This is a genomic window from Vibrio sp. Vb1755 (genome assembly GCF_033338635.1).
Taxonomy (GTDB): Bacteria; Pseudomonadota; Gammaproteobacteria; order Enterobacterales; family Vibrionaceae; genus Vibrio; species Vibrio alginolyticus.
This window is the reverse complement of the sequence record NZ_JAWOTA010000007.1, coordinates 123,746-136,416: the sequence shown is the minus strand read 5'-3', so window position 1 is coordinate 136,416 and position 12,671 is coordinate 123,746. Positions and strand designations below refer to the sequence as shown.

General features: G+C 47.9%; 12 protein-coding genes. All 12 read left to right on the top strand.

Going from position 1 to position 12,671, the window contains the following annotated elements:
* Positions 1-4: 4 nt before the first annotated feature.
* Genes R7E00_RS09120 through R7E00_RS09065 form a run of 12 tightly spaced genes read left to right on the top strand, consistent with a single transcriptional unit; the run spans position 5 to position 12,615 of the window.
* The gene (locus tag R7E00_RS09120; RefSeq protein ID WP_213893655.1) at positions 5-1,405 is read left to right on the top strand and encodes an AMP-binding protein; all 1,401 of its coding nucleotides are present in this window, start codon (positions 5-7) and stop codon (positions 1,403-1,405) included.
* A gap of 10 nt (positions 1,406-1,415) precedes the next feature.
* Positions 1,416-1,784, top strand: coding sequence for a 3-hydroxyacyl-ACP dehydratase (locus R7E00_RS09115; protein WP_262606284.1), 369 nt, complete (start codon positions 1,416-1,418; stop codon positions 1,782-1,784).
* Positions 1,777-3,483 (top strand): glycosyltransferase family 2 protein, encoded by a 1,707-nt coding sequence (locus tag R7E00_RS09110; protein ID WP_182039297.1) that lies wholly within the window; start codon positions 1,777-1,779, stop codon positions 3,481-3,483. Before R7E00_RS09115 ends, R7E00_RS09110 begins: the two co-directional genes overlap by 8 nt.
* Entirely contained in the window at positions 3,467-5,020 is a 1,554-nt protein-coding gene (gene hutH / locus R7E00_RS09105) for a histidine ammonia-lyase (RefSeq protein WP_262606283.1), read from the top strand. Before R7E00_RS09110 ends, hutH begins: the two co-directional genes overlap by 17 nt.
* Positions 5,020-5,466: an acyl-CoA thioesterase gene (locus tag R7E00_RS09100; protein ID WP_262606282.1), complete on the top strand. Its 447-nt coding sequence runs from the start codon at positions 5,020-5,022 to the stop codon at positions 5,464-5,466. Before hutH ends, R7E00_RS09100 begins: the two co-directional genes overlap by 1 nt.
* Positions 5,466-6,086 (top strand): LolA family protein, encoded by a 621-nt coding sequence (locus R7E00_RS09095; protein ID WP_069494696.1) that lies wholly within the window; start codon positions 5,466-5,468, stop codon positions 6,084-6,086. Before R7E00_RS09100 ends, R7E00_RS09095 begins: the two co-directional genes overlap by 1 nt.
* A complete protein-coding gene (locus R7E00_RS09090) occupies positions 6,058-8,400 on the top strand; it encodes an MMPL family transporter (RefSeq protein WP_136976364.1) in 2,343 nt (780 codons plus the stop codon). Before R7E00_RS09095 ends, R7E00_RS09090 begins: the two co-directional genes overlap by 29 nt.
* Positions 8,397-9,008, top strand: coding sequence for a DUF3261 domain-containing protein (locus tag R7E00_RS09085; RefSeq protein WP_158173734.1), 612 nt, complete (start codon positions 8,397-8,399; stop codon positions 9,006-9,008). The genes R7E00_RS09090 and R7E00_RS09085 overlap by 4 nt, the downstream gene beginning before the upstream one ends.
* Positions 9,009-9,028: 20 nt before the next feature.
* Entirely contained in the window at positions 9,029-10,216 is a 1,188-nt protein-coding gene (locus R7E00_RS09080) for a beta-ketoacyl-[acyl-carrier-protein] synthase family protein (RefSeq protein WP_262606281.1), read from the top strand.
* Positions 10,209-10,673 (top strand): hotdog family protein, encoded by a 465-nt coding sequence (locus tag R7E00_RS09075; RefSeq protein WP_158173732.1) that lies wholly within the window; start codon positions 10,209-10,211, stop codon positions 10,671-10,673. Before R7E00_RS09080 ends, R7E00_RS09075 begins: the two co-directional genes overlap by 8 nt.
* Positions 10,670-11,395 (top strand): 3-oxoacyl-ACP reductase FabG, encoded by a 726-nt coding sequence (fabG, locus tag R7E00_RS09070; protein ID WP_262606280.1) that lies wholly within the window; start codon positions 10,670-10,672, stop codon positions 11,393-11,395. Before R7E00_RS09075 ends, fabG begins: the two co-directional genes overlap by 4 nt.
* Positions 11,392-12,615, top strand: coding sequence for a beta-ketoacyl-ACP synthase (locus tag R7E00_RS09065; RefSeq protein ID WP_021452981.1), 1,224 nt, complete (start codon positions 11,392-11,394; stop codon positions 12,613-12,615). The genes fabG and R7E00_RS09065 overlap by 4 nt, the downstream gene beginning before the upstream one ends.
* The last annotated feature ends 56 nt before the right edge of the window (positions 12,616-12,671 follow it).

Below are 12,671 nucleotides of genomic sequence, written 5' to 3'. Positions count from 1 at the left end.
TCGTATGAATACAACGTATTCGAGCTTTACCTCCCTAGCGACCTTGTTCATCGCAGAGAGGTCTGAGCAATCCCCTGTCTCTTACGAGCGCGACACGGTTATCACGTGGGGTGATTTCCAGCAGCACGTCGCAACACTTGCTCAGCAGTTAGAAACCCAACCAACGCAAAACATTGCGTTGTGTTTTGGCAACAGCTACCTGTTTGCCGTTGGCTTTTTTGCTTGTTGTTATGCAGGAAAATCCATTGTATTACCTGGTAATTACCAACCAGAAGCACTCAAAGAGCTCAGTGAGCACTACGATTTGTTGCTGCATGATGCCGATGTCTCGGTTCCAGAACTGGTGAGCTCGCTTTTGATCGAAGCTCAATCATTGCTAGAAACCACCGTGATTAACGAGCCAGAGGCCAAACAACCTTATTTTTGGCGAGAATTAAACCTAGCGGAAATACCGGTAACGCTATTCACTTCGGGTTCAAGCGGCACACCAAAAGCCATTGCAAAAACGCTTAAACAGCTCGATATCGAAGTTTCTATTCTAGATAACCTATGGGGCGACACAGTTGCCAACACACGCGTTGAAAGCACCGTTTCTCATCAACACATTTACGGCTTGCTGTTCCGCGTATTGTGGCCTTTGTGCTCTGCACGTCCATTTTCAGCACACAACCTAGAGTTCCCAGAGCAAATTGTCCATCACGCCGATGCTGACACCACGCTAGTAAGTAGCCCTGCGTTACTTAAACGACTCAGTGAAGAGCACGATCCGGTTGCGATTCGGTGTGTATTTTCTTCTGGTGGCCCCTTGCCAAACCAAGCGGCGCAGCACAGCCAGCAGTTGTTTGGGTCACTTCCTATTGAAGTTTTTGGCAGCACAGAAACCGGCGGCATCGCTTACCGTCAGCAGCACGAAGCCAGTACTCCCTGGACGTTATTCCCTGGTGTTGAAGCCGAGCTTAACCATGAAAATTGTTTAAAGCTCCGCTCGCCACACATTGATGAAAACACTTGGTACCAAACTGCGGATGAATGCTATTTCCATGATAGTATTTCTTTTGAATTGCGTGGACGCACTGACCGAATCGTCAAAGTCGAAGAAAAGCGTATTTCCCTTGTCGAGGTGGAAAAACGTTTAGAGCAATTGCCGTGGGTTCAAGAAAGCGTGGTGATCCCAATGGAAGAATCTGGTCGCCTCACGTTAGTCTCGATCATCGTACTTAACGATCAAGGCAGCGATGTGCTTAATGAACTTGGTAAAGGCAAATTTTGGCTTGAGCTTCGCAAGGCACTGCGTAATTGGCTAGAACCGATCGCTATCCCGAGAAAATTCCGAGTGGTCGACGAAATTCCATTGAACAGCCAAGGCAAACGCCAAGTTGCTGAAATTGAAAAACTATTCCAATAAAGCTAGTAACATGGAAAAAAGAAAACCAACTATTCAGAATATTGAAGTGAGTGACCACACCACAGAGCTGTCGCTGCGAGTGGATGCTGACATCTTAGATTTCCAAGGTCATTTCAATCACTTCCCTCTTTTACCCGGCGTCACTCAAATTGATTGGGCGCTGTTCTACGCCCTTCAACATTTGAATACTCCCAAGGTATTTAAAGGAATGGAAGTCATCAAATTTCAAGAGCCGATTCTGCCAAACGCCGACGTTTGCCTCTCACTCTCTTGGGACAATGAGCGCGAGAAATTGACCTTTAAGTACACATCGACAAACGGTGAAACCTTGGTGACTCACTCGTCAGGAAAAATGAAACTGGGTGAGTCACGTGAGTGATTATCGCCCCTGCTTTTTAATTCCTTGCTACAACCACGGCAGCACAATTGCAGACGTGGTGGCATCGTTATCCTCTTTCGCTTTGCCAGTGCTGGTCGTGGACGACGGCAGCAATGAAGACACCAAACAAGCGCTTTCTGCTTTGAGTGAACAAGGGCTGATAAAACTGATTAGTTTGAGTGAAAACCAAGGCAAAGGTGGCGCGGTGATGGCAGGCCTACATCAAGCTCACCAACTTGGTTTTACGCACACCATTCAAATCGACGCAGACGGTCAACACGACCTAGAAGCATTGCCGAAATTGCTCAGCGCCAGCGAAACAAAACCAGATAACCTGATTTCGGGCCAACCGATATACGACGAGAGCGTACCTAAATCCCGTTTGTATGGTCGCTACGCTACGCACGTGTGGGTGTGGATAGAAACCTTGTCACTGTCTATCAAAGACAGCATGTGCGGTTTTCGCGCCTACCCAGTGGCGAAAACGGTCGCCGTGTTGAACAAGTACAGTATCGGCAAACGCATGGATTTTGATATCGAAATTCTAGTGCGAATGTACTGGGAAGGCGTCGACATTGATTTTGTTCCAACGCGCGTGATCTACCCTGAAGGTGGCATTTCCCACTTCGACGCATTGTGGGATAACGTCAAGATAAGCTGGATGCACACTCGCCTATTTTTTGGCATGTTGCCGCGCATTCCTTCGCTACTCGCCAGAAAGCGCCAAAACACAGATGACAGTAATGCCCACTGGTCGAAACGAAAAGAACAAGGCACGATTTTAGGCATCAAAACCTTACTCGCGGTTTACCGCTTGTTCGGCAGAAAAGCGTTTGACCTGATTTTAAAATTAGTCATGCGCTACTACCACTTCACGGGTAAATCTGCCCGTGAAGCGTCTGAGATTTACCTGCAAAACTTGCAGTACTACGCAACGCAGCAGAGCATCGCACTACCAAAACAGTTGGACAGCTATCATCATCTGCTTTCTTTTGGGCGAACCATGCTCGACAAACTGGCAGCATGGCAAGGTGACTTTAACGTCGATAACCTAACCATTCACGGCCAGCATCATTTCGAAGAGATGGCGCAGAAAAAACAAGGCGTACTCATTTTAGGCTCGCACCTTGGCAATATCGAACTCTGCCGTGCGCTTGGTCGTCGACACTCTCATGTCAAAATCAATGCCTTGGTATTTACCCAACACGCTGAACAATTTAATGCGGTAATGAAGGCGGTAAACCCAAATTCGGAACTGAATCTGATTCAAGTCAGCTCAATGGGACCAGACACCGCGATTCTGCTTCAACAAAAAATCGAGCAAGGCGAATGGGTGGTGATCGTTGGCGATCGCACTTCTACCAGCAAAGAAAATCGTGTCGTTTGGGCAGATTTTCTTGGTAAACCTGCACCATTCCCGCAAGGCCCATTCATGCTGGCCTCGGTATTAAAAGCGCCGGTCTATCTACTCTTCGGCCTACGCGACGATGAAGCGAACACTCCGCATTTTAATGTGTACTTTGAACACTTTAGTGACCAAATCACGCTACCGCGCAAGGAGCGTCAGCAGGCACTAGAACACGTTGTTCAACAGTACGCACAAAGATTAGAACACCACACACTGCAAGCGCCGTTACAGTGGTACAACTTTTTTAACTTCTGGACTTTAAGTAATCAGCCACATGACAAACAACAATAATCACAACATCACTTTTGGTGCCCAATCTTTAACCATCGAAGATGTCGTTGCCATTGCTCAAGGTGCAAAGGCAAACATGAACACCTCGCCAGAATTTACCGCGAAAATTGATCGTGGCGTGGCGTTTCTGGAACGATTACTGAAAGAAGAAGGCGTTATTTACGGCGTGACTACGGGTTACGGCGATTCATGTACTGTGGCGATTCCACCTGCTCTTGTGGATGAACTTCCGTTGCACCTTACGCGCTTCCATGGCTGTGGCTTAGGTCAAATCCTTTCTCATGAGCAAGCTCGTGCGGTGTTGGCGACACGTTTATGTTCATTGTCGCAAGGCGTATCTGGCGTGTCTCACGATCTGTTGAACCAAATCGTTACGCTTATCAACCACGACATTGCGCCGCGTATTCCACAAGAAGGCTCGGTGGGTGCAAGTGGCGATTTAACGCCTCTGTCTTACCTAGCGGCGACCTTAATTGGCGAGCGTGAAGTGCTTTACAAAGGCGATGTGCGACCAACACAAGAAGTGTTTGCAGAGCTGGGCATTGAGCCAATTCGCCTAAAACCAAAAGAAGGTTTGGCGTTAATGAACGGTACATCCGTGATGACTGCCCTCGCCTGTCTTGCCTACAAACGCGCAGAATACCTAGCGCAGCTTTGCACCAAGATTACCGCGATGGTCTCTGTGGGTATGCAAGGTAATGACTTCCACTTTGATGAAGCGTTGTTTGCGGTAAAACCTCACCCTGGTCAACAGCAAGTTGCGGCTTGGCTGCGTGATGATCTCAATGCTGAACGTCCGCCACGCAATAGCGACCGACTGCAAGATCGTTACTCGCTGCGTTGTGCGCCACACGTAATTGGCATGGTGCAAGACTCACTGCCTTGGCTACGTCAATTGATTGAGAATGAACTAAATAGTGCCAACGACAATCCAATTATCGATGGCGACAACGAGCGCGTTCTGCACGGCGGTCACTTCTACGGTGGTCATATCGCAATGGCGATGGATACGTTGAAAGTGAACATTGCCAACTTAGCTGATTTGCTGGATCGTCAGATGGCGCAATTGATGGATTACAAGTTCAATAACGGCCTGCCGTTTAACTTAACCGGTGCAGAAGGCGAGCGTAAACCGATCAACCACGGCTTTAAAGCGGTTCAGATTGGTATCTCAGCTTGGACGGCAGAAGCGTTGAAAAACACCATGCCAGCGAGCGTTTTTTCTCGCTCAACCGAGTGTCACAACCAAGACAAAGTGAGCATGGGCACCATTGCGGCTCGTGATTGCTTACGCGTACTTGAGTTAACAGAGCAAGTTGCTGCGGCTTCACTCCTAGCAAGCGTTCAAGCGGTTGAGATTCGTCGCCGTCATAACGAATTGGACGAACACCACATGAGTCAGAGTTTGCGAGTAATTCGTGACGCCGTACTGAGCGAGTTTGAAGTTGTGATTGAAGATCGCCCATTGGAACAAGATTTGCGTCATTTCATTGAACGCATTCAGCAACGTCATTGGCCACTCTACGTGGAGGTATAATGCAAGAGCAGGTTCTCTACCCATTAGAAGCGGAGGTGACTATGGTCACCTCTTTTCAAGATGCTGACCCGATGGGCGTGATTTATCACGGCAACTTCTTTCGGTATTTTGAAGAAGCGCGTCGTGTGCTGATGGAGAAGATCCAATACAGCTATCGCGATATGCAAGACTCTGGGTTCATGTGGCCGATCATCGACACGCGCGTTAAATACGTGAAGGCGATTCCGTTTAATCACACCATTCGTATTACCGCGCAACTCACTGAGTGGGAAAACCGCTTACGTGTGGATTACGTGATTTACGACGCCGAAACGAATCAACGTATGTGCAAAGCGCATACAACGCAAGTCGCCGTATCCATTGAAAAGCAAGAGATGTGCTTTGTGTCTCCAGCAGTCTTTTTAGATAAAGTAGAGCAATGGCACAACCATGGGAGCCTGAACTAATGCAAAAGTGGTTACTCTCTTTTTTGCTGATATTTTCTGTTCCAGCACTGGCCACACCTACAGCAAATGTAACGGATTTGGCATCGCTTCAACAGCAGTTGTCTCAGCATGAAATCGTACGCGGAGATTTTACGCAGCAGCGTCATCTGGAAATGTTTAGTCAACCTTTAACCTCTAAAGGTCAGTTCACACTGAGCAAAACATATGGCTTGTTGTGGCAACAAACTGAACCTTTCGCAGTCAATTTGGTATTGACGGAAAACAAACTTCGTCAGACTTTTGCCGACCAAGCTCCGAAAACGATTTCTGCACAAGAAAACCCAATGGCGTTCTACTTTAGCCATGTGTTTTTATCCGTGTTCCACGGGGATACTTCTGCACTGCAAGAACAATTCACACTCGATTTTTCAGTTGAGAACAATCAGTGGCAGCTCGTTTTAGTGCCCAAACAGTCGCCATTAAATGCGGTGTTTCAATCCATCACTCTTTCCGGTAAAACGCACATTGATCGCCTAACCCTACAAGAGCTGCGTGGCGATAAGACCGAAATCACGTTTACGAACCAGACCTCTCTACCTCAGGAACTCACGGATGCCGAAGACGCTCAATTCCGTTTCTAAACTCAGTCTCGGCACTCACACCTTTGCTATTGTTTGGCTCAATCTCGTTGTTTTAGCGGGCGCGTTGCTACTCAAACAATGGGTTTGGAGTGCAGAGTCTCCGATTGAGACCAACATTTTAAAACTGCTGCCTAAGAACCAACAAAACCCGGTGGCTGAGCAAGCCTTTGAGTCGGTCTCGGCAAGTATGAGCGACAAAGTCATTTTCGTGATCACAGCGCCAGACAAAAACGCCCTTTTTGCAACGGCCGCTGAATTTGATAAGGGTTTGCGTCAGAGTAATCATTTTCGCGATGTGGTGGGGAAAATCTCACCTCAAGAACAGCAAGCTTGGGCGAGTTACTACTTTAAGCACCGCTTCCAATTGCTGACGCCTGAACAACGAGAGCGTTTAAGCCAAAATCCAGAACAGCAAGTGCAGCATGTGATTCAGTCTCTGTACAACCCGTTTTCTGGGGTGACTGGGCAAGAGTTACAAAATGACCCGTTCTTGCTATTTCGTGATTATTTAAGCCAAGTTACTCAGCAATCGTCCTCTTTCCGATTGGATAACGGCTATCTATCCGTCGAAAAAGACGGTGCTCAATACTTGCTTATTACTGCCGAGCTAAAAGACTCGCCTTATAGCCTAACTGGGCAGCTTGCCGTCCCTGATATTCAAGCGCTAGAACAAAGCGTCGCGCAGAAATATGGCGCTGAAGTCGCACATACTGGCGTTCTATTTTACGCCGACTTTGGTACGCAAAGTGCCAAATCGGAGATCAGTACCATCGGTGTGTTCTCTCTGCTCGGTATCATTGCATTGTTCGTATTGGTCTTTCGTAGTGTGATGCCACTGTCTCTGGCACTGCTTTCCATCACCATTGGTTTGCTCGTTGCGCTGTCCGTTACGACGTGGATTTTTGGAAAAGTCCATCTGTTCAGCTTAGTGTTTGGCGCAAGTTTAATCGGTGTGTCTATCGACTACGCATTCCACTACCTAACGGAACGTCTTGCGGCGGGAAATGAATGGGATAGCGAGCAAGGGTTAAAGCATATTTTCATCGCTATCACACTGGGCTTAATCACCAGTTTGATCGGCTATTTGGGCATGTTAGTGGCACCGTTTCCTGGTTTGCAGCAGCTTGCGCTGTTTTCATCCATTGGTCTGATTGCCGCTTACATCACAGTGGTGGCTTGGTATCCGATACTGGCTCGTAACCCATCGCGCTCCATTTCGAATTTACCGGGACAATCACTGTTGGCGAAATGGTTAACGCTTTGGAATCAACCTCGAATTAAAGTCGGATTACCGATGTTATGTGTGGTTGCGAGTGGCTTTTTCTTGCTGCAATTGAACTACGATGACGACATTCGTCTGCTGCAAACGATGCCGAACGATCTCAAGCAGCAAGAAACCTTGATTACGACGCTCAGTGGCATGCAATCTTCGCAGCAAATGTTGGTCGTTACCGCCGACGATGACGAAAACCTAATGAAAAAACTGGAGTCTTTGACGCCAACATTAGAAGCGTGGAAAGCGGACAGCACCATCGAAAGCTACCAGAGTCTGAGCCGCTACTTGAGCTCAGTTGAACGTCAGCAACACGACTATCAATTGATTCACGACCTTTACGCGACACAATCCAGCCCACTTGCATCCGGACTGGGCTTAAATAAAAAGCCGAAAATGGACGCCGACTTTATCCCTGTCACGGTTGATCAGTACTTGCAAAACCCAGTATCAGCGCCTGTGCGTTTTCTCCATTTGGGTAAAATTAAAGGAAAATCGGCAACGGTAGTGGTGTTAAACCAATTGCAAGACTCCGCCGTTGTTAAGTCTTTTGCCAAATCGCAGCCTGACGTTGTCTACCTAAACAAAGCAGAAGAAATTTCCGCCCTATTTGGTGAATACCGAATCAAAATCATGGAGCTGTTGGCAGCCGCCAGTACTGTGATCTTTCTGGTGTTAATCAAGCGGTACGGTCTGCAACACAGTTGGCGAGTTTTACTGCCATCATTGATTGCTTGCGCCTGCGGTCTGGCAACTGCTGTCGCGATGGGAACAACATTAAACCTGTTCAACTTGCTTGGCTTGGTGCTCATTCTTGGTATCGGGATCGATTACACTCTGTTCTTTGCCGAGAAAGCCCGCAGTGTGAGTACACTATTGGCGATCACCCTTTCGGCAATGACCACTGTGTTGTCATTTGGGTTGCTGTCACTCAGCCAAACTCACGCGATTCATAGTTTCGGCATTACGGTATTAAGTGGTATTTTTGTCGCTTGGCTGCTCTCTCCGATTGCAATTAAAACAGAGGAAACGACGTCATGATTTTCAATCACGCCTTTCGCTGCGCGACGTTATTCGCACTGAGTCTGTTATTAAGTGCATGCAGCTTGGTACCTCACCAATCGACGCCTCAGGTCGACATTGACGAGCACACCCAAGTTAGCTTACCCACTCCCGCAAGCTTGGGCTATCAGTTGTCTGCCAGTCAGTTAATTACGGCTTCTTGGGCAATAGATGGTAAAACCACATCTGAGCAACTTCCGGTACAACTGCAAGTGACCAACAACGAAGTGGTGTTGGCAGGCTTTTCATCCTGGGGGACAAGAGTACTCTCACTGTCTTACGATGGAGAACAAATTCAAACCGAAGTGCTCAACGGTTTACAAGGTTCGCTACCGCAGCCAGAACAGGTATTATTTAACCTGATGATCACGCTCTGGCCGAGTTCCGCTTGGGAAGGATCGTTAAATGAGGTAAGGTGGCGAATTATTGATAAAAATAATTCTCGCGCCATCTTTGATAGCGACGGTGAAAAGATCATTGAGATTCAATACAGCTCTTCTAACAAGTTAGAGGGTAAGATTGATTTTCATCACCTCAAACATCAGTTTTCAATTTCTATTCAAACACTGCAACATCAGATTAATTAAGAACAATTTAGAATAACAATATGCCTATTCGCTCTTCTCAACCTTTGTATATTCAGGCCTGTGGCTTTCACTCTGCCATGGGACAAGATGATGCGCTCATCCACCAGTGTTTATCGGGAGCGAAGCCATCCAACATGGTGGTTGACCGAGATATTTTAAATTCAGGCCGCCAAACAGTAATCGGTCGAATCGCACAGACGTTACCGCAATTACCACCCGCACTCAGCCAGTTTGATACGAGAAACAACCGCCTCGCACTTTCGGCTTTGCAGCAAATCGAAGGCGACGTGCGTGACGCCATTGCTAAATATGGTCGTGACCGTATCGCAGTCGTGATCGGCACCAGCACATCTGGCATTTCAGATGGCGAAATCGCATTTGGTGAAAAGCTGGCAAAGGGTAATTTTCCTGCCGACTACCATTACACCAAACAAGAGCTTGGCAACTGCAGCGATTTTATTGCCGCCTACTTTGATTTGAGCGGCCCACATTACTCAGTTTCAACCGCCTGTTCTTCTAGTGGCCGTGTCTTTTTAACCGCGCAACGCCTGATTCGCTCTGGCATTGTTGATGCGGTTATTGTGGGTGGTGTGGATACCATTTGTCGCCTCACACTAAACGGCTTTAACGGTTTAGAAGCTCTATCCGATAGCCTTTGTAAGCCGTTTGACCAACATCGCAACGGCATCAATATCGGTGAAGCCGCAGCATTAATGTTGCTAAGCAAAACACCTGCGCCCGTTGCTCTTCTCGGAGCTGGCGACAGCTCAGACGCACACCATATTTCCGCACCACATCCAGAAGGGTTAGGCGCAGAAGAAGCGATGAAAAAAGCGTTGGCCAATGCAGGACTTACAGCGCAAGACATTGGTTACATCAACGCGCATGGCACAGCAACGCCGTTAAACGATGCGATGGAAAGCAAAGCCATTCATCGCTGCTTTGGTGACTCCGTTCCCGTAAGCTCGACAAAGCCACTTACCGGACACACATTAGGCGCAGCAAGTGCAACGGAAGCCGCGATCGCTTGGCATATTCTCAAGTACAACCTTGATTTGCCAATACAACACTGCGAAACCAAAGCAGACGATATCCATATATCGTTAGTTGAGACGCCAACCAAACTGGATAACAAAGCGATTCTCAGCAACTCTTTTGCTTTTGGTGGCAATAATATTAGTCTTATTTTTGGTTACGCTCATGACTAAACTTCCTCCCATCGAACAACTTTTGCCACACGACAAACCAATGATCTTGGTTGATCGTGCTTTGGATGTTCAACAAGATACGATTCACTGCCAGGTTGATATCGGAGAACACAACCCGTTCTTCGACTCGGCCTCTCAAACTGTGCCAGCTTACGTTGGCATTGAGTTTATGGCGCAATCTGTCGCGGCGTGGTCTGGTTACCACGCATTAATGAAAGAACAAGCGCCACCGATTGGCTTTTTGCTTGGTAGCCGTCGATACACGTCTGAATGCGATACGTTTTCTCGCGGACAAATGCTCGATGTGTATGCCGAAAAAATCATGGAAGATAACGGTATGGCGGTTTTTTCAGCCCGTATTGAGCTACAAGGAACTGTTGTAGCGACTTGCCAATTGAACGTTTACGTTCCATCAGAAGAAAAATTACAAGAAATGAAAATCAGGAGTCAACAATGACCCGACAAGTCCTCGTTACAGGTGCCAGCAAAGGCATCGGTAAAGCCATTGCCGTTCAATTAGCCAAAGATGGTTTCCAAATCATTGTCCATTACATGGGCGATCAACAAGGCGCGCAAGACACCCTAAACACCATCGAACAGCATGGTGGTAGCGGTCGTCTTATCCAATTCGACATCAGTGACCGTGCAGATTGTCGTGAGAAGCTCGAAGCCGATATCGCCGAACACGGCGCTTACTATGGCGTCGTAAACAACGCTGGCATCACAAAAGATACCGCTTTCCCTGCGATGACCGAAGAAGAATGGGATGGCGTGATTCATACCAACCTAGATAGCTTCTACAACGTTCTTCACCCTTGTGTTATGCCAATGGTGCAAAGGCGTAAAGGTGGTCGAATTGTTACCCTTGCATCAGTCTCTGGCCTGATGGGTAACCGTGGTCAAACCAACTACAGCGCAGCAAAAGCGGGTGTAATTGGTGCGACAAAATCACTCGCACTTGAACTGGCAAAACGCAAAATCACCGTTAACTGCGTTGCACCGGGACTTATCGACACAGGCATGGTAGACGAACACGTAAAAGAACACGCGATGCCGCAAATTCCTTTGCGCCGCATGGGAGAACCAGAAGAAGTCGCTGGTTTAGTCAGTTACCTTATGTCTGACATCGCAGGCTATGTAACTCGCCAAGTCATTTCGGTAAACGGAGGCCTAGTATGAACCGTCGAGTCGTTGTAACCGGAATGTCGGGCGTGACTGCGTTTGGTAACGATTGGCAATCTGTCGAACCAAAACTGCGTGACTGCCAGAACGCGACGCAATACATGCCTTCTTACGAACAGTATGATGGTTTGAACACCAAGCTCGCGGCACCAATTTTAGATTTTGAACTGCCAAAGCACTACAAGCGCAAGCAAGTACGCGGCATGGGGCGTGTTTCTAAATTGGCGACCGTCGCAACAGAAAACGCACTGAGCCAAGCAGGTTTGATTGGTAACGACGTACTCACCAATGGTCAAACGGGTATCGCATACGGCTCATCAACAGGCAGTACTGACGCAATCGGTGCATTTGGTGTCATGCTGAATGAGAAAACCACCAAAGCGATCACCGCAACGACTTACGTGCAGATGATGCCGCATACCACAGCAGTGAACGTTGGTCTATTTTTTGGTTTGAAAGGCCGAGTGATCCCAACCAGCAGTGCATGTACCTCTGGCAGCCAAGCAATCGGCTACGCCTACGAAGCGATCAAACATGGCTACCAAACGGTCATGGTTGCTGGTGGCGCTGAAGAATTGTGCCCAACGGAATCCGCTGTCTTCGATACCCTTTTTGCCACCAGTCTGAAGAATGAAGACCCGAAAAGCACACCAAGACCTTATGACTCCGATCGCGATGGTTTGGTGATTGGTGAAGGTGCGGGAACGCTAGTTCTGGAAGAGTACGAACACGCCGTCGCTCGTGGCGCGAAAATCTATGCAGAAATCATCGGTTTTGCCAGCAACTGTGATGCCGCACACGTCACTCAACCACAGATGGAAACCATGCAAATCTGTATGGAAATGGCTTTGCAAAACGCGGGCATTCCTGCTGAGAAGATCGACTATGTATCTGCTCACGGCACTGCCACCGACCGCGGCGATATTGCGGAAAGCAACGCAACAGCGAATGCTCTGGGCAAAGTGCCAATAAGTTCACTCAAGAGCTACTTTGGCCACACACTAGGCGCCTGTGGCGCGATTGAAGCGTGGCTAGGTTTAGAAATGATGCACACAGGTTGGTTTAACCCAACGCTCAACCTAGAAAACCTCGACGAGCAATGTGGCGATTTAGACTACATCGCCGGACAAGGCCGAGAACTGGACGTGAAATATTTGATGAGTAACAACTTCGCCTTTGGCGGCATCAACACCTCCATCATCTTTAAAAAGATGTAATGCCCTTAATAAATGCAAAAGCGCTGGTTAACCAGCGCTTTTTTGTTAGTTGAAGC